15 protein-coding genes are annotated in these 18,332 nt (G+C 46.2%); 3 read left to right on the top strand and 12 right to left on the bottom strand.

What is annotated here, in order from left to right; all coding sequences use genetic code 11:
• Positions 1–371 precede the first annotated feature (371 nt).
• Together R7Q48_RS16055 and R7Q48_RS16050 are read left to right on the top strand one after the other, a co-directional pair.
• Positions 372–2,606: a hypothetical protein gene (locus R7Q48_RS16055; RefSeq protein ID WP_318132376.1), complete on the top strand. Its 2,235-nt coding sequence runs from the start codon at positions 372–374 to the stop codon at positions 2,604–2,606.
• Positions 2,607–2,747: 141 nt separating this feature from the next.
• Positions 2,748–3,743, top strand: coding sequence for an ABC transporter substrate-binding protein (locus R7Q48_RS16050; protein WP_258483450.1), 996 nt, complete (start codon positions 2,748–2,750; stop codon positions 3,741–3,743).
• An 82-nt stretch (positions 3,744–3,825) separates the two neighbouring features.
• Here R7Q48_RS16050 and R7Q48_RS16045 read toward each other — a convergent pair whose 3' ends face one another.
• From R7Q48_RS16045 to R7Q48_RS16015, 7 genes are all read right to left on the bottom strand, one after another.
• Entirely contained in the window at positions 3,826–4,203 is a 378-nt protein-coding gene (locus R7Q48_RS16045) for a nuclear transport factor 2 family protein (protein WP_031777276.1), read from the bottom strand.
• Positions 4,204–4,345: 142 nt separating this feature from the next.
• Positions 4,346–5,077, bottom strand: coding sequence for a DUF3726 domain-containing protein (locus R7Q48_RS16040; RefSeq protein WP_053307776.1), 732 nt, complete (start codon positions 5,075–5,077; stop codon positions 4,346–4,348).
• Positions 5,074–6,810, bottom strand: coding sequence for a hypothetical protein (locus tag R7Q48_RS16035; RefSeq protein WP_213893362.1), 1,737 nt, complete (start codon positions 6,808–6,810; stop codon positions 5,074–5,076). The genes R7Q48_RS16040 and R7Q48_RS16035 overlap by 4 nt, the downstream gene beginning before the upstream one ends.
• 101 nt (positions 6,811–6,911) lie before the next feature.
• Entirely contained in the window at positions 6,912–8,513 is a 1,602-nt protein-coding gene (locus R7Q48_RS16030) for a BCCT family transporter (protein WP_005388593.1), read from the bottom strand.
• 109 nt (positions 8,514–8,622) lie between these two features.
• Positions 8,623–9,612 carry a membrane dipeptidase gene (locus R7Q48_RS16025; RefSeq protein WP_053303711.1) on the bottom strand — a complete coding sequence of 330 codons (990 nt, stop codon included), beginning with the start codon at positions 9,610–9,612 and terminating at the stop codon, positions 8,623–8,625.
• A gap of 69 nt (positions 9,613–9,681) precedes the next feature.
• Complete coding sequence (locus R7Q48_RS16020; RefSeq protein WP_213866271.1) at positions 9,682–11,142, bottom strand: aldehyde dehydrogenase family protein; 1,461 nt, start codon at positions 11,140–11,142, stop codon at positions 9,682–9,684.
• Positions 11,143–11,215: 73 nt separating this feature from the next.
• Positions 11,216–11,614 (bottom strand): RidA family protein, encoded by a 399-nt coding sequence (locus R7Q48_RS16015; RefSeq protein ID WP_256902644.1) that lies wholly within the window; start codon positions 11,612–11,614, stop codon positions 11,216–11,218.
• Positions 11,615–11,769: 155 nt separating this feature from the next.
• Between R7Q48_RS16015 and R7Q48_RS16010 the strand changes: the two genes are divergently transcribed.
• Positions 11,770–12,660, top strand: coding sequence for a LysR family transcriptional regulator (locus R7Q48_RS16010; protein ID WP_005375788.1), 891 nt, complete (start codon positions 11,770–11,772; stop codon positions 12,658–12,660).
• An 80-nt stretch (positions 12,661–12,740) separates the two neighbouring features.
• Here the strand turns inward: R7Q48_RS16010 and R7Q48_RS16005 are convergent, their stop codons facing one another.
• From R7Q48_RS16005 to cyoB, 5 genes are all read right to left on the bottom strand, one after another.
• On the bottom strand, positions 12,741–13,847 hold the full coding sequence (locus R7Q48_RS16005; protein WP_213866269.1) for an NADH:flavin oxidoreductase: 1,107 nt from the start codon (positions 13,845–13,847) through the stop codon (positions 12,741–12,743).
• 670 nt (positions 13,848–14,517) lie between these two features.
• On the bottom strand, positions 14,518–15,432 hold the full coding sequence (gene cyoE / locus R7Q48_RS16000) for a heme o synthase (RefSeq protein ID WP_213866268.1): 915 nt from the start codon (positions 15,430–15,432) through the stop codon (positions 14,518–14,520).
• Positions 15,393–15,704 carry a cytochrome o ubiquinol oxidase subunit IV gene (gene cyoD / locus R7Q48_RS15995; RefSeq protein ID WP_005375783.1) on the bottom strand — a complete coding sequence of 104 codons (312 nt, stop codon included), beginning with the start codon at positions 15,702–15,704 and terminating at the stop codon, positions 15,393–15,395. Before cyoD ends, cyoE begins: the two co-directional genes overlap by 40 nt.
• Positions 15,704–16,306 carry a cytochrome o ubiquinol oxidase subunit III gene (gene cyoC, locus R7Q48_RS15990; protein WP_005375782.1) on the bottom strand — a complete coding sequence of 201 codons (603 nt, stop codon included), beginning with the start codon at positions 16,304–16,306 and terminating at the stop codon, positions 15,704–15,706. Before cyoC ends, cyoD begins: the two co-directional genes overlap by 1 nt.
• Positions 16,296–18,332: a cytochrome o ubiquinol oxidase subunit I gene (gene cyoB / locus R7Q48_RS15985; protein ID WP_005375781.1), complete on the bottom strand. Its 2,037-nt coding sequence runs from the start codon at positions 18,330–18,332 to the stop codon at positions 16,296–16,298. The genes cyoC and cyoB overlap by 11 nt, the downstream gene beginning before the upstream one ends.

Here is an 18,332-nt window from a genome sequence, read left to right as displayed (position 1 = left end):
ATGCAATAAAAATGTATAAAAATTTAATTTGTTAATTTTTTGTATGATCAGCTACCACCAAGACAGAGTATCTGACTGGTTTGAAGAGTTAGTTTTAACTGAATTTGTTGAAGAAAAATCCAACAACATGGTGACGACCGAAACAAGGTTAAAATGGTGGTTATTTTTGTGCTGACGTGTAGAGGAAGTTTTGAGTCTATGAGGATGATCTATTCCAAGTACACCCGCTCATTTTTGCACAGCATCCCCTGTTAGTTTTCCTGTAAAGTCCTCTATGGCAGGGTCCTGATTACGACTTCGCGAATGGACTATAATTTCTCTTTGTATCTGACTCTTAATTTGAGTCATCTAAGTATTAATGGGATAACTCCATGTTGAAGTCGCATTGTTTTTCTCTCGTTACACTCATTTCTTTGAGCTTGCTTTCTGTACCCAACGTTTGGAGTAGAACAGCAATCGTATTACCTGGGTTGCATGAACAGGGTATTGATCTTCAAGATAAGCCTATCTCTGCTGCCGCTGCACTTGAATGGGAGTTGGATAATGCCGATATCGTGTTTGGAGCTTACGAAAATAAGAGTGATAACGAGCGTGTAAAAGCGCTTGGTTACATGTACAACCAAAAGCTGGAACTTAACTCAGGTTGGCTGGAAAACGATATACGTAACCAAGCAGAACTGAATGGAGTTGACTACGAAGATTTCTTTCTCCACTTTTCTGAAGACACTATCCTAGCTGAAGTCGACTCAAGCCATGGCGAGAATACTCTACTCAATCGAAAACCGATGATCGTTGGCTATACCGCCAGCGCTGACCACGCCGGTTTTTGGCTATATCAACCACCGCCATGGGATGCTGATGTATTCGGTCAGGCGAATAATGGTGGTGCCCTCTATGTTTATCACTCAGAGAAGTTCGACCGCTTAACCTTTACGTTTTCTCAGTTTGCTCAAGGCGGCAGCTTCACGATTGAATACCCTTCTGCTATCGACTCGTTTGGTCGGGTAACTGAATGGAAAAGCTTCGCGATTAAAAAAGACAAAACTGAGAACATGACTAAAAACCAAACAGTAAACTGGTCTGTTCCTTCGGATTGGGTTCGCGCTACAACGCATGATGGTAGCGGAAAAACTTATGGTGGCGGTCAGTACTTTGGCTCCACCTTTTTACGCGACGGCGGCCGCCTTTACTTTGCGAAAATTACTTGGCATGACGACAACATAGAAAACCGCCCACGTCTCGAAAACATTCAACTCAAAAATAGCTTCCCTGCCGTCAATATCTCAGGAGCACCAACGGAGACACCGGAAGGTCAAACCATTCAACGCTGGCGTAAAATTCGTGGCTTCGACAAATCTGCAGATCGAAACCAAGACAATTATCTTTCTTGGAATGAATACAAAAACCGTTCGAATAAGAATGCAACCGCACGATTTCGTTGGGAGTCACGGGTTATTCCATTTGGTCGTATGTGGAATCAAACCTCTTCTTGGGCATTGACCAATCTCGGTAATCCCGTTTTTACCAATACAATGCGCCACTCTTACCAAGCTGAATGGGCGAAACAAGGTTTAAATGGTGCGTACAACGACGATACGAATAAGTTACTCGGTGCAAATCAGTTCTACATATATTCCGGAGGCACAGTGGATGAACTTGGTTTGGTGGCGGGTAGCCAAGCTGCTGACGATGCTTACAAAGCGCAATTCTCGGCGTTCTTGAATAAACTGGCAACGCTGGATGAAGATGCGTTAATTGGCCTCAACATAGGTACGGCAAACTTATTCGGTCGTAATGGGCAAAACCACTTGGTTAACGCTGGCTCCTTGTACTTGCGCGAGCACTACCTTTTCCCTGCTACCGGCTTTAGTGGCTATGCTGGCTTGGCTAAATTTTGGGATAACTCTGCACTCGCCAAAGCTGGCCAGAAAGTGATTTATCAAGCGACCACGCGTTATGGTCGCGTTCAATACTTTGGTAACACAGAAAACAATTGGAAACAGGACCAATACTCTGCACTAGCGGTGTTCTACTTAAACTATCACCCTGAGCGCATTTACTTTAATCAGTGGAACAATGGCTACTTATATGGAAGTAATAACACAACAAGTGACAACTTCTGGAAGGCAGGCGTACCAAAGAATATTGCTTATCAACCTAGCGCCTTGCTTGCCGTTAATTTGGGAGAGCCTGCCAATCAAATACCAGAGGGGTATCAGGCGACTCCGCTAATGATGTCCACCAGCACGCCCTATTCCGCCGATTACACGGTGATTGGAAATGCTTCTATGAGCAAAGTAGCTCATCCTGACTTGTCTAATGGCGCTATCGATTTGTTACCAACCCATATGTACTTTGCGTATCACTCAGACGATACGGTAGTGATGCATGGTCCTACAGAGATGGTGTTAGCCCGCGAATTCACCAAAGGCCGAGTGCTGTATCGGACTGATTTCTTTGGCAAGAATATCGATTATTTCTCCTCACCGAAGATAACTATCGCACTTCCAGAGCCTATGCAACCTGTAGATCAAGACGGTAACATCGGCGACTATGTTTCTCATATTGAGATTGGCGGCTACGAAGGAGTGTTCTTGCTGTATTAACGCCCTTTAAACCCTTCTCACCAAACACTTCATAAATCGCCGTTTTTATGCTTAACGTCACTGAAAAAACCTTGTTCACTGAATCTTTATAAACCGATGTATATACTGAAGTAAATGACAACGACAAGGAAATTCAGTCACATGAAGACGACACCTTCAATGCTCTCTGTTCTGCTGCTATCAGCATTATCTACTCATGCAAATGCGGACGAATGCGGAAAAATAACCATCGCAGACATGAATTGGAATTCGGCCAGCTTAATGGCGCACATCGACCAATTTGTCTTAAATAAAGGCTACCAGTGTGATGCGGAATTGATCCCTGGTGATAGCGTTCCCACAGGCACCTCTATGATTGAAAAGGGACAGCCTGACGTTGCGCCAGAGTTATGGACAAACGGTATTAAAGAAGCACTTGATAAAGGGATTGCGGATAAACGCTTGCGCATCGCTAGTGAATCGCTTGTCAATGGTGGTGAAGAAGGGTTTTGGGTTCCCGACTATCTGGTAAAACAGTATCCAGAGCTCGCGACGATAGAAGGCGTCATCAAGCACGCCAAACTATTTGAACACCCAGAGGATGATGACAAGTTCGCGTTCTATAGCTGCCCTGCTGGTTGGACATGCCAAATCACCTCCGGTCACTTGTTTAATGCATTAGGGTTAAGTGAGCACGGCTTTGAGATGGTTGACCCAGGATCTGGCGCAGCATTAGCTGGCACCATCGCCAAAGCCTATGATCGCAAAATGCCTTGGTTTGGTTACTACTGGTCACCGACCCCCGTATTGGGCAAGTATGATATGGTCAAAGTGGATTTTGGTAGCGGAACAGATTTAGAAGAGTATCGCAACTGTACCACTCAGCCTGATTGCGCTTCACCAAAAGTAACAATGTACCCACCTTCTCCAGTTCGCACAGTAACAACTGAGGCGTTTGCGAGCAAAGAACCCCAAGCATTCGCGTACTTGCAGAAACGCGGATTTACCAACGAGCAAATGAGTGAAATGCTGGCCTGGATGGAAGATAACTACGCGGACGGTGAAGAAGCGATGTTTTACTTCTTTAATACCTACCCTGACTTGTGGAAAGGCTGGGTATCTGAAGACGTCGCGGTGAGAATCGAAAAAGCGCTTTGATGATTAATACTTAAAGTGCCACAAATCATTTAACCTCCCATACCGTTTGAATAAACGGCATGGGAGACTCGTCAACGACTCGTTAATACATGGTGTGACCATTCAATGTTTCTTTAGGAATCTCTTGCAGAGCGTCCCAATGTTCAACGATCTTCCCATTGTGATCAAAACGAAAGAAATCCATCGTCACGTATTCAATATCATTAGGCCATGTTTGGTGAGTGTGTAGTGCCACCAAATTCCCTTCAGCAATGGCTCGCACAAACGTAATATCTTTATCGGGATACTCATTTTGCATCCGCTCAAAATACTCGATAAAAGCCTCGGGGCCATTTCCAACTAATGGATTGTGCTGGATGTACTCATCACCTACGTAGTCTTCAACTGCCTTTCTTGGGTTACCTCTATAGGCGGTTTCGTAAAACGCAATGGCATTTCTTTTATTCTCTTGCAGATCCATTTTTCTTACCTGTGTTGCTCCATCTTGCGGATAACGGTAATCATAGTCTTTGAACTTCAGAAGTGAGTGAACATCGCGCACAAAAAAGGCCGCTAAAGAGCAGCCTTCATCACTTCTACTTGGAATCATCGCCTTTCATAGCTTAAACCACACCACCAGCACCGAGCATAGAACGCTCACTGTTCTCCACCAGCAACGCGGTTGCGGTTTGTTTCAGTGTTTCCCATTCTTGGTCTTCGACAAAGATACCATTTTGCCAAGAAGCTTGTTGCGTACGGCTTAACTCATCGCCTTCAATGTGGGTGGTATATCCTTGTGCACTTTTCTCGATATCGAAATCGTTCACGGAGAGCTCGATAACCATACTATGCAAATCCGTATCATGCCCATCAAACTGATCCGAGAAAAAGACTTCTGGTGCGATTCGTCCGCGGTTTAACACATAAAGCGTTCGCTTGGGACTAGAGCCATTGACCCATTGTGCGCGACACGCGATGCCTTTTGCAGAGAGCTTCAACAACTCACTAAAACCTAGCCAACGGTTATGGCACTGCGTCAACGTGATAGTAATCGACTTACGGTTAATCATTTTCTCAAGTGCGAAATCCAACACAGCGGGTAAATGACACGCTACACTCCCGTTGTGCAGTTCTACCTCTATGTTTGACGGCGTACTGTTGGTCACCGATACGGCGCAGTCCGAATCTAACCCAAGAAACAGGCTGGCGTTATTAAAGTGACGCACCCCGTGCAAGCCAACCATTTGCAAGTCCGCCACCATGTTCGCAATGACATCCGCCTCACCACAGTGACGGCGCATGCCAAGAAATGCCTTATTAACCGCGGCCACCAATTCGTTGTGAGAGACGATCATAATGCAAATCCTCCGTTGATTTTTTGATTGTCACTTTGCGCAATTTCTTCTCGTTCCGGCATGCTCGGGAAAATCCATGTGTCCGCCAGTTTAGGATCGTGAATTTCATCTAACAGCGGCGCACCTTGGAAGAAAGTAACTCGAACCCAACGATCCGAGCGCGGATCAAACTTAGTCGCACCAAAGATCGCCAACTTACAGCGCAATAAGTGCATTGGTAACGCATCTTTACGCAGCACGTTCATTTGAATATCACCCATTGCTCGGTTGCCTAACGTCCATACGCGACGTGTGATCGAACGGTAAGTCGGATTTTGCAACAGAAACTCTGCTACGGACATTTCTTCATCACAACCAAGCAAGGCGTGGTACAAGCGATTCACTTGTCTGCCGATATCAAGCGGCAGCTCTTTTTCTTCTCCTGCTTCCTCACCACGAACACCAAGCCTTGGTTCTTCTTTGTCTTGTGAACGATACCAGAACCAGTAGTTGTTCTCGGCCAGTGAGTAATCCGCATCAATCGCCCAGCGGTATTTGTTTTGCAACACTTCCAGTAAGTCTTGGATCTTTTTCCCGCCCGGAATAGATAACGTTTCATCCGTATTCATTTGGCTAGCAAATTCATCCACTAAAGATGGGTAGAGTTCGATCAAGCAAGAGGTGAGGATTTCTTGGGCTTCCACACTCATTGTTTTCTTATGCTCGACCAAACTCGCCCAGTTCGGATGTAATGCCATTAACGTTGTTAGCTCCGATAGCAGTTGTTTGATGTCTGATATCGCTTGATGATTGAGCCTGTATTGATGTTCATTGATGGTGATGACTTGCTCTAAATGACGCTGTGCTTTTTGTAGTAATCCTTGCAAAGGAGCATGGAACGACGCTTCACACGGCATCGCAAAGACTCGCGCTACCGCACGTTCGCGAGAGGTCATCCATTGGTCAACGATGCACGGGTGATTAATCAAGTATGGAGCCATGCCTAAGCCAGTCGCATTGCCGACACCAAGGTAGCGCTGCAAGCCACGATGCAAAGCCACCGCGTTGTCGCCACCTTGTTGAAGTGCCAGATAGTGCACCCAATCTAGGCTGAATTCGCGCAACATATATACGGCACACATTTGCGCACTAAAAGACTGGCTGAAATCTGAGTTGTTCTCTAACAGTTTGAAATCGGCGATACCAAACTTTCCGTTACCATAAACAGCTGTGGTACGCAGGATATAACCCACTTCCGCTAACTCTTTCGGCTCAGGCTGCTCGCCTTGAGAAAGCGCGCTAACAATGTGCTCAAACACGCGCACACTTTTGTTTGCGCGAGCAAGAACAAGTACGTTGTTTGGATTACGTCCCGCTTCTTGCAGCGGTACATTTTCTCGCAATCTTTCCAACAAAGTAACATCAACATCGCCTTGAACCAGTGCAAATGTGACGTCCCACTTTTCAGCAATTACGCGATCATTACGCTCGTCGTCGGCAATTTCATCACAGAATACCACCAAATGATAAACGTGCTCTGGCGTGGTCAATTTGTAAATCACATGACCATAACCACGAGGACAAAGCTGCCACTCATGCTTGGTTACTTGCCAGTTTTGGCTTGCCATATTACGAATCAGACTGCGAACAAAGCTGATTCGGTTTTGGTGCATTGCGCCAAGCCTTTCGGCTGCCATGACAATCGCTGCATCGCGCATAGTTGCTTCCGTATAAGTAGAACGATGTGCATCCATTTTGCTCACCACCTATTTGTTATTGTAAGAATACTAGGGTTTGTGCGGATGCAGGAGGAAAACACCCGCACAAGCTCCACGTTGTTTGAATTGGATAATTGTTATAGCCCTTGCTCTTTCGCCATTTTGATTGCAATTTGTGGCGCATTCCAAAGTGACGGCAACAGAATCAACGAAACCGGAACCGCGGTAATCACAATGAAAGATTGCAGAGCAGAGATGCCACCAGAGCCAAGAGAAATCAGGATTAGTGCCGTCACACCCATCATTACTCCCCAGAAGGTACGGATGATCGCATTCGGCTCCGTTTCACCACTGATCACGACACTGATTGTGTAGGTCATTGAGTCGCCCGTCGTGACGATGAAGATCGTGGTTAAAATCAGAAATAGAATTGAAGTCAGCATTGGCATTGGTAGTTGCTGAGTCACTGCAAGCAAAGCACCTGGCAAGTTAAAGCCCTCAAACGCCGCACTCACGCTACCCGGTTCAGCAATTTCAAACGCAAGGCCTGAGCCGCCCACAATCGTGAACCAAAAACAGGTGGTTAACGGAGCCACAATACTGATGGTGGAAATAACTTGGCGAATAGTTCGACCACGGGAAATACGCGCAATAAAGATTGCCATCATCGGACCATAACCCAGGAACCAGCCCCAGAAAAATACTGTCCACCAACTTAGCCAACCTTCGTCACCGCGATAAGTCGCCATTGGGATAAAGTTATCCAACATGCTTCCTACACCTTGAATGTATCCGTTAAAGATAAAATTCGTCGGACCAAAAAACAGGATGTAAACCATCAATGCCATTGCCAGAATCACGTTGTAACGACTAAGCAGTTGCATGCCTCGGCTTAATCCACTGAGTGCTGACAAGGTGTAAAGCGCAATCGCAAACAAGATGATGATAAGCTGAGTGGTAAAGCCATCAGGGATATCAAACAACGCATTTAACGCGTAGCTAACCTGCAAGCCCAGAAACCCAATTGGACCAATGGTGCCCGCGGCTACCGCGATAATGCAGCATGCGTCAATCAATGCACCGAGTTGGCCTTTAAGTGCTCGTTCGCCCAAGACTGGGTAAAGCAAAATACGGGGTTTTAGTGGTAAACCTTTGTCGTAATGTAGGTGCATCACCACGATGGAAGTTAAGCTACCTACAATCGCCCAAGCTAGAAAGCCCCAGTGCATAAAGGATTGCGACAACGCATTCACCGCACCTTGCTGCGGGTTATCTTGCGCGCCGTACAAAGGAGGTGGGCTAACATAATGCGCGATAGGCTCAGCCGCGGCCCAGAAAACGCCACCACCAGCCAATAAGGTACAGAAAATAATCGCCATCCAGCGGAAAGAATCCATTTCTGGTTTTGCAATCCCGCCCAACATCACCTTGCCTGTTCGCCCTGCAGCCAAGCCAAGACCAATAAGAAAAGTGAGAAGCAGCAGTAACTGCCAGTATGGACCAAATACCTGAACTGCCCAGCCAAAGCCAGCGTTAACGATCGTAGATAACAGCTCGCCGTCATAAAGTGCAATAGCAACGAACAACGCGATGAAACCACCGCTATACCAAAAGGCCGGGTTATTCAGTCCTAATTTGTCCGTCGTGTTTTCTGTTGTTGATGTGTTGTGTTTTGCTTTTGACTTGCCCGATGACACGCTCATCGTGGAAGCTTTCATGCTATTGGTTAAATCAGACATACTCTGGCTCCAGAGGTTCTTTGCAGCAGCCAAAGACTGGCTACAAATGTGAGTTTTACGCCTGCCGTATTGTTATTATGTGGGCAGGCGGTTCCTACTTTGGGGAATGCTATGAAATAGGCTCTAATCCTTCTTTAAGGAAGTTGAACCAGTTTTCACCCAATATTTTTCCAGCCTCAGATTCACTGAATCCGTGACCCATTAATCCGTTGTAGATGTTCTCCATCCCTGCGCTGCCGCAGAACCATGGCAGCGCATCTGGCCATCCCGAGTTACTTGCTGAACCTTCGCCGTAATCCATCGCTTTTGACCAACGCCCGTTGCGCATCCATTCCAATACTTGTTGCGGTTGGTTTAAGCACAGATCACTACCGATGCCTAAATGGTCGACGCCAAACATGTCTGCGGTTTTCGCTACCATCTGGCAGAAATCATCCAGCGTGCACTGGCTGCCATTTGGCAAATGGAATGGATATAAACTGAATCCAATCAAACCACCGCGCTCCGTCAGTGCTTTGATCACGGTGTTGGATTTGTTGCGCAGTGCGTCATGCGCAAACGTCGGGTTAGCATGGCTGATACAAATTGGACGCGAAGAGAGCTCGATAGCTTCCAACGTCGAACGCTCCGCGCTGTGGGACATATCAATGATCATCCCGACTCGGTTCATCTCTTCAATCGCTTGCTTACCAAAGCGAGTTACGCCGGAATCATTTTGTTCGTAACAACCTGTCGCCAGTAAGCTTTGGTTGTTGTAGGTCAGTTGCATGATCAGCAGACCTTGACGGCGCATCACTTCAATCAGGCCAATTTCATCATCGATTGGTGAGCAATTTTGCGCGCCGAAGAAGATGCCGACTTTGCCTTCTGCTTTGGCTTTTTCTACATCTGCCATTGAATAAATAGGCATGATGAGGTCCGCATTTTGCTCGAAGCGCAAGTTCCACTCAGCAAAACGCGTCAAGGTTTCGCGCGCAGTTTCGTGGTAGACGATGGTGGCATGAACGGCGGTAATGCCACTCGCCTTAAGCGTTTGGAAATACTCTCGATCCCAATTGCAGTACTGCAATCCGTCAATCACAATCCGTTGTTGGTACATAACCACTCCTTAAACAATTTCTTAGCCTTTTCGTGCGGGTAACTGACACCATCAGTTACCCTGCCGATCTTAGTAAGGACGCTGATAAGCGGTTTTCACTACGGTGTAGAACTCTTTGGCGTACTGACCTTGCTCACGAGGACCAAAGCTAGACTCTTTACGGCCACCAAATGGAACGTGATAATCTGTACCCGCAGTTGGCAAGTTAACCATGACGCAGCCCGTTTGGACTTGCTGTTTGAAGATCGCGCTATTACGCAAGCTTTGCGTGATAATGCCGCCTGTCAGGCCAAAGCGCGTATCGTTCGCGACTGCAATTGCCTCATCCAGATCAGAAACGCGAATCACGCTTGCCATTGGTGCAAAGACTTCTTCTTGGTTCACTTCCCAGCTGTTTTGTGTGTTCAAGAACAGGGTTGGTGACATATAGTAACCGTCATGCTCTAGGCTCAGACGCTCACCACCGAAAGCCAGCTCCGCGCCTGCTTGGCGTGCGTTTTCGATCCACTCAAAGTTCGCATTCAGCTGGTTACCATCAACAACAGGGCCCATGAACACGCCCTCTTCTAGAGCGTGACCCACTTTAAGTTCGCTCATGCGTTTGATTAGCGCTTCAACATACGCGTCGTGAACTCCGTCCATAACGACAAGACGAGAAGACGCGGTGCACTTTTGACCTGCACCCGAGAATGAGCCTGCGATTGTTGCTTCGACAGCAATCTGAATGTCTGCATCATCTGCCACTACGAGCGCATTTTTGCTACCCATCTCTAGCTGACAACGCACAAAATTTGGTGCCGTTGCCGCTGCAACTTTACGGCCTGTGTCCACAGAACCAGTGAAGCTCACGCCGTTCACATCCTTCGAATTGATAAGGGTATTACCTACTTGCGAACCGCTACCCAAAACGAGGTTAAACGTGCCAGCAGGTAAACCTTGGCGATGGATAATCTCTGTCAGCGCAACGGCACTTGCTGGGGTTAGGTTGGCAGGCTTCCAGACGACGCTGTTGCCAAACGCAAGTGCTGGCGCGATTTTCCAAGCCGCTGTTGCTGTTGGGAAGTTCCAAGGAGAGATAATGGCGATAACGCCGACGGCTTCGCGAGTAACTTCAACGGAGACACCTGGACGGACGGAAGCAGCGCTATCGCCAATTTGACGCAGAACCTCAGCAGCAAAGTATTGGAAGAATTGGCCAGCACGGTAAATCTCACCTCGACCTTCAGCAAATGGCTTACCTTCTTCACGCGAAAGCAAGGTGCCCAATTCGTCACATCGTGCAATGAGCTCATCACCAATCGCTTGTAGCACTGCTTGCTTGCGCTCGATTGGTGTTTTTTCCCACTCTGGCTGCGCTGATTTAGCCGCTTGAATCGCTTGCTCTACTTGCGACACACTCGCTTGTGCGAAATCGCCAATGTTTTCGCTGATATCAGAAGGGTTAATATTGGCGATGGTGTCCATGCCCGATTGCCATTCACCTGCTATATAGAGGGATTTTTCTGCTTGAACATTGTTAATAAAAGTCATGGTTCTTTCCTTGTTCTTCCGATTTGTGATGGCAAGCCACTCACTCACTGATCTCTAATTATTCTCGTTGGATTTATTCTGGTTGGCTTGCCGACGCGTAGACAACAAACTCCACCAACATCTCTTCTCGCGCTAACCCTGCAACCACCATGGCGGCGCGATTTGGGTACGGCGCTTCAAAATATTCCGCGTACACTTGGTTAACGGCCTTTAAGTATTCTCTGTCAGTCACATAAATCAGGACCTGCAACACCGAGTCCAAAGACTCCCCTGCACACTCCAGGGTGTGAATGAGATTGTTAAAGGTTTGACGTGTTTGTGCTTCGATACCGCCTTCCACAACCGCGCCTGTGTCATCAATAGGAATTTGAGCCGTATACAGGGTTCCGTTGTTGACTATCGCCCATTCAAGCGGCGCTTTAGAAGCAAATAGACTGGTTTTAACTGGGTGTTTTTTAGTAGGAGTATTCACGTGCCTTTCAACCTTTGTAACAGCTTTGTTTCAATATGGTTAAATGATGCACATTGACAGGCGATAAATCTAACGGTAAATTTTTGACATTTGATAAATTAAACTTATCACTCTGTTTAATATAACGTAAATAAAGGGATTAAGAGGCATTAGGGATGAGTATTAAGCTTCAACAATTAATGCATTTTGTGATGGTAGTCGAGGAAGGAGGCTTTCGAGCCGCTTCACATCGTGCAAATCGTTCTCAGGCGGCACTGTCAACATCGATAAAAGAGCTTGAAAAAATTCTAGGGCAAACGCTGTTTGAACCCGGAAACAAAACCAAATTGACCCCGTTTGGTGAAATTTGTCTGCCCAAGGTGGTTCAGTTTCTCAATATCTACAGTGCGCTGGACAACGATCTCAAAGCTGCCGCGGCCGGACAGCAAGGGAGAGTGCGAATTGCGAGCGTTCCTTCTGTTGCAGCGAAACTCATCCCTAGCGTGTTGGGTGCCTTTTGCGAGCAGTATCCAAATGTAGAAGTAAGCTTGATCGATGATAACGCGGCGGGCGTCGAGGCTCGCTTACTCTCCGGTGAAGTCGACTTGGCGCTCGGTAACCCCTCTCACCTCGATGAGGGCGGCATTGACTTTACGCCGCTGTTAGCCGATCCAATAGGCGTGGTGTGTTTAAAGGACAACCCTATTGCAAGTCATCCAGAAGGAATCGAGTGGCAAACTTTGTTGGAACAACCCTTTATCCGTAACGGCACTTGTACACTTCTCGATCCAACCCCAGCAAGAGCTCTGAGTCAGCAAGCGCTCTATTCGGTCGAAAATATTACTTCACTGTTTTCTGTCTTAGAACTTGGGATTGGTGTCACGACCCTACCGAAGCTTGCTTTCCCAACCAATGAAACACGCTTGGTTTGGATTCCGCTTATCGATCCACCACTTGAAAGGCAAATTGGTATATTTACGTTAACCGATCGCACGATCTCGCCTCAAGCTAAAGCATTTCACGATCTTTGTGTGCATTATTTAAACTATCAAAAAGAAGATAAATAATGGTTCGATTAACATGCGGATAATTAAAAGCCTCCATATTCAGAGTGGAGGCTAATTTGTATTTGTGTATTCGCTTCGTTCTATTTTTTGCGACGATTTCGGTTCTTATACACCACGCAAAAGTTACCACGCTTGGTACGACACTTTGAGCAACGTTCACAATCTACTGGTGCGCGATTGCCTTCTTTCCAACGTTTGATCAACTGTGGCTCAGCCAATAAAGGGCGTGACACAGCAAAAAATTGGATACCTGTGTTTTCTGCAATTTTCTCAATCGCATCAATGTCGCTCAGCCCGCCGACAGTAATCACCGGTATGCTAACGTCCTGACTGATCACGTGACCATATTCGTGAAAGTAACCTTCTTCTTGTAGTGTGTAACCATCGAACGTTTGACCAACAAGTTCGTTTGCTTTGCCGTGAATATTGCCAGATACGATGATCGCATCAACGCCTACTTCTTCAAGTTTCTTACTGACGACGCGAGTTTCATCGAACGTTAAACCGCCGTCAAAGAACTCTGTTGCCGTCAGTTTAACGAGGATGGGAAATTCGCTTCCAACCAGCTTTCTGGTTTCAGAATAAATTTCTAAAAGAAAGCGCATGCGATTTTCTAAGTCACCGCCATATTCGTCTTCTCGACGATTATAGTACGGGCTTAAAAACTGGTTAATTAAATAAGTGTGCGCCGCATGAATCTCTACGCCGTCAAAACCAGCGTCTTGAGCACGTTTACTCGCCAATGCGAATGCCTTTACGATGTAGTCTATTTCGTCCTTTGTCATCGCTTTGCCTTGCGTATTTGTACCACGCTCAGGCACGTCACTCGGAGCGAAGATGACACGCTCACCGACGTTATGGGTGGTTTTGGTGCCACCGTAAGCAATTTGCATCACGATTTTAGAATCTAGTTGATGTACTAGCTCTGTTAGCTTTTTGTATTCTTCAATAAAAGAGTCGCTGTAGATCCCCATCATACCTGCGTTGGGTTTCTCTTCTTCAACGATATTGGCATAACCCGTGACAATAAGCCCAACTTCCCCTTTCGCAAGCGTTTCGTAAATATCGTAAAGCTTTGCCGTCATGTGACCATCTTCGGTCGCCATGTTCTCCCACGTTGCGCTTCGCACAAAACGGTTCTTTAGGGTCATGTTGCCAATGCGGGCTTCGGAAAACAAAATGCTCAAAACCAGTCCTCTTAAAGTTGTCTTTATGTTTTATCTTTTCGCAAGTAAACAAGAACGAAAAAGGAACAGCGATACACGATGTATGGCTGTTCCTTCTCTGAATCCTTGAGACCTGCAAACTACAGGCGCACCTTAATGCCTCGGAGACGACAAAACTTTAATCTGGGTTAAGGTTTAGTGAGTTTTTAGATTATGTAAATGGATGATTCTTAATCGTGTTCATTTCACTGGAGTTAAGGTGCTTCCTCACCCACTTTCAGTCGTAAAACTTTTGTATTTCGCTAGCTGGTGATTCAACTCAAACATTCACATTGTTAGTTTGTATGCTGCTATGGGAACTAGCACTCTCCCCAAATGTTTACATTACAAACTATCGATATTGAATTTTCATATGGCAAATAGAGTTATTGCGCTGTTTATACTTTTTAGCTTAATCGTCGCTATCTCTTGGCATTATTACGCGTCAGCGAAAACGTGCTTCACTATGTTTTACACACTGGTTGTTTTTGCTTTTAGATATGAATACGTGATAGTGAAGCTAGAGGAGGAGCAGGAAAAACAGGGAAAATAAAGAACAATAGAAAGTTAAATGACCTTACTTCTAGGTAAGGCCATTCATGCATTCAGCAGCAAAAGATATTGGCGCTTAGCAAACGCTTAGGTTTGGTTGTTACAGAGCTAGAGGAATCAACTCGACACCAAGCACACCACTGATCCCCATCACCACTAGCAGTGAGACTTTAAACACCGACTTTGACCAAGCGATATAGTTGTTGTCATCAATGCTGCGAAAGGTCACTTTCGTCCACATAAAGCAAACAACCGCTGCAACCGCTAAGTATTCATACCCGGCTTCACCTAGTAAAAATAACCCCAATGATGCTGTTCCAAACGCCACGACATACGCTTTCATGTGTCGATGAGCTTTATGAATGCCCTCTTTAACTGGCAATACGGGAATCCCGGCTTCTCGGTAGTCTTGCATGCGGAACATGGCAATGGCATACGAGTGCGGCATTTGCCAGAGACAGAACATGGTAAAGAGTAAAATCGCTTCCAAGCTAATGAAGTTTGTTACCGCTAAGTAACCCACCAATGGCGGAACTGCGCCTGAGATACTTCCCACTAAGGTTCCATACACCGAGTTACGTTTGTACCACATCGTGTAAAAGAACACGTAATACACGTAGCCAAGCAACACGACGACAGCGGATAGTGGGTTCACTCGGATAAATAACAGTGCGGTTCCTACCAGCAATAAAGCAAGTGCATAAACAAACGCAATATCGATATTGATGTTGCCTTTCACTGTTTCACGATTTCGTGTACGTGCCATCTTTTGGTCGATATCACGATCGAAAATATTATTCACAACACAACCTGAAGCGATGACTAACCCAACACCAACTAACGTCGTAACGAACAGCATTAGACTGGCTGGTTCTGTTTTTGCGGCGAGGAAGAACCCCGCCGCAACAGAAATCAGGTTGCCGAAAATAATGCCCGGTTTAGTGATAGACAAATAACTTTTCAGCATACCTTGACCTACAACTTCATGTTGACGTTCATGTTGTAGATGATCCATACCGAGCCAGCGATAAGGATAAGTACAACAATGGCGGTAAACATCAGTGATACAAGGTTCCAACGTCCGTCGGATGTTTTTGTTTCCATGTGCAAGAAGTATTTAAAGTGAACAAATATCTGCACTAATGCACATCCAAATAGAATCGCATAGGTCGTTGTATCTGGTAATGATTTCGTCCAAACAAAGTAGAACGGAATTACCGTCAGAATCAGTGAGGCAATAAAGCCTTTCACGTAATCTGACGAACTGGTTTCTACATGTTGATCCATTACATTACCCCCAGTAAGTAAACGATGGTAAAGACACAAATCCAAACGATATCTAGAAAGTGCCAGAATAGGCTTAAGCAGTTAAAGCGCATTGCCATATTGTCGTTCAGACCTTTCGTCGACAGTTGATGATACGCTACCGCTAACCAAATCAGACCAAAGGTTACGTGCAGGCCGTGCGTACCAACCAACGTAAAGAATGCCGATAGGAATGCACTTGTTTGTGGCCCATAGCCTTCTTCAATCAGGTGATGGAACTCATAGACCTCCATACAGATAAAGCCAAGACCAAGCGCGAACGTGACTAACATCCAACGTTTGAGACCAGCAACGTTGTTGCGCTTCATCGCGATAATGCCAAAACCAAATGTGATACTGCTAAACAGAAGCAGCATGGTTTCGACAAACACGAATGGGAGTTCAAAAATGTCTTTACCTGTTGGGCCCGCAATTGAATTGCTCGACAGCACAGCGTATGTCGCGAACAAGGTCGCAAACAGTACACAGTCACTCATCAGGTAAACCCAGAAGCCAAATAGCTTGTTGCCATTCGTGTCATGGTGGTGATCATGGTCGTGATGTGCTGCGATATTAGTTTGCATACGTCACCTCCAGATCATCTTTACTTTCGCTGTCTTTCACTGAGTTTTTCTTCGCTTCTTCAAGCTGAGCTCGACGTTCGGCCTCAATTGCTTTGATCTCTTCAACTTCCACGTAGTAATCCACATCATCGTTATAGCTATGCTGAATACACGTCACGATAATACCGACCAAACTTGCCGCCGCTAGCCACCAGATGTACCAAATCATGCCGAAGCCAAATAGGAGCGACCAAGCCGACACGTAGATGCCTGTTGCCGTGTTTTTTGGCATATGAATACGTTCGTATTCCACTTCTTTAGTTGGATCGAACTCGCCACTTTGTTTCTGGTACCAGAAGGCATCCAGCACATCACCTTTTGGTAGGTGCGCAAAGTTGTAGAACGGCGGTGGAGACGATGTTGCCCACTCAAGAGTACGTCCACCCCACGGGTCACCAGTTAAATCACGATTTTGCTCGCGGTCACGGATACTCACGTAAATTTGGATGAACTGAGACAATACGCCCAGCGCAATCACAACCGTACCTGCTGCGGCAATCGACAACAGTGGGAAGTATTCTGGGTTGATGTCTTGGCTTAAACGACGAGTCATCCCCATAAAGCCCAGCGCATAAAGCGGTAAGAACGCCATTAAGAAACCAATAATCCAAAGATAGAACGCGCGTTTGCCCCAAGTTTCATTCATGGTGAAACCGGTCGCTTTCGGGAACCAGTAAGTGATCGCAGCGAAACATCCAAACACCACACCACCGATGATAACGTTGTGGAAGTGAGCGATAAGGAATACTGAGTTATGCAGAACGAAATCTGCACCCGGAACAGCCATTAGTACGCCCGTCATACCACCAACAGTAAAGGTGATAAGGAAGCCCACCGTCCACATCATTGGCGTCGTAAAGCGGATGCGGCCTTTGTACATCGTGAATAGCCAGTTGAAGATCTTCACCCCAGTTGGGATAGAAATGATCATCGTGGCAATACCGAAGAAGGCATTTACGTTCGCGCCAGACCCCATCGTAAAGAAGTGGTGTAGCCAAACGACAAAGGCAAGAATCGTGATAACTACGGTAGCCCAAACTAGCGATGTGTAACCGAACAACTTTTTACGTGAGAAGGTTGCGGTGACTTCTGAGAACACACCAAAAATTGGCAAGATCAAGATGTACACTTCTGGGTGACCCCAAGCCCAAATAAGGTTGACGTACATCATTACGTTGCCGCCAAGATCATTGGTAAAGAAGTGCATGCCTAGGTATCTATCCAGCGTTAGCAGAGCGATAGTCACCGTTAGGATTGGGAATGAAATGATGATCAAAATGTTTGCACACAGAGACGCCCAAGTGAAAACTGGCATCTTCATCATTGGCATAGACGGTGTACGCATACGCAAAATGGTCGCGAAGAAGTTCACGCCTGTTAACGTCGTACCAACACCTGATATCTGCAGCGCCCAAATCCAATAGTCGACCCCGACTCCTGGGCTTGCCTCAATACCTGAAAGCGGCGGATACGCTAGCCAACCTGTACGACCAAATTCACCTAAGCCGAGAGACATGTTTGTTAGGATGACACCAACAACAAACAGCCAGAAGCTCAAGTTATTCAGATACGGGAAAGCTACGTCACGTGCACCAATCTGCAATGGCACGATGATGTTCATCAAACCAATGACCAATGGCATCGCTACAAAAAAGATCATAATCACGCCGTGGGCAGTAAAAATTTGATCGTAGTGATGTGGTGGCAAGTAACCTGCTTCACCCGCAGAAGAAAGGAGTTGCTGACTACGCATCATGACTGCGTCAGCAAAACCACGAACAAGCATCACCATCGCTACTGCGATGTACATGAAGCCAAGTTTTTTATGGTCTACTGAAGTAAACCATTCATTCCACAAATATTGCCACTTTCCGGCTTTGGTCACCGCGTAAACTACGGCTAAACCAACCAGCGCCACAACCGCTAGGGTGATGACGATAATAGGTTCGTGGAATGGAACTGAATCAAGAGTTAATCTTCCAAACAT

The organism is Vibrio sp. 378 (assembly GCF_033339435.1).
Note: the sequence above shows the minus strand (reverse complement) of the source record. Positions and strands in the feature narration are given on the sequence as shown.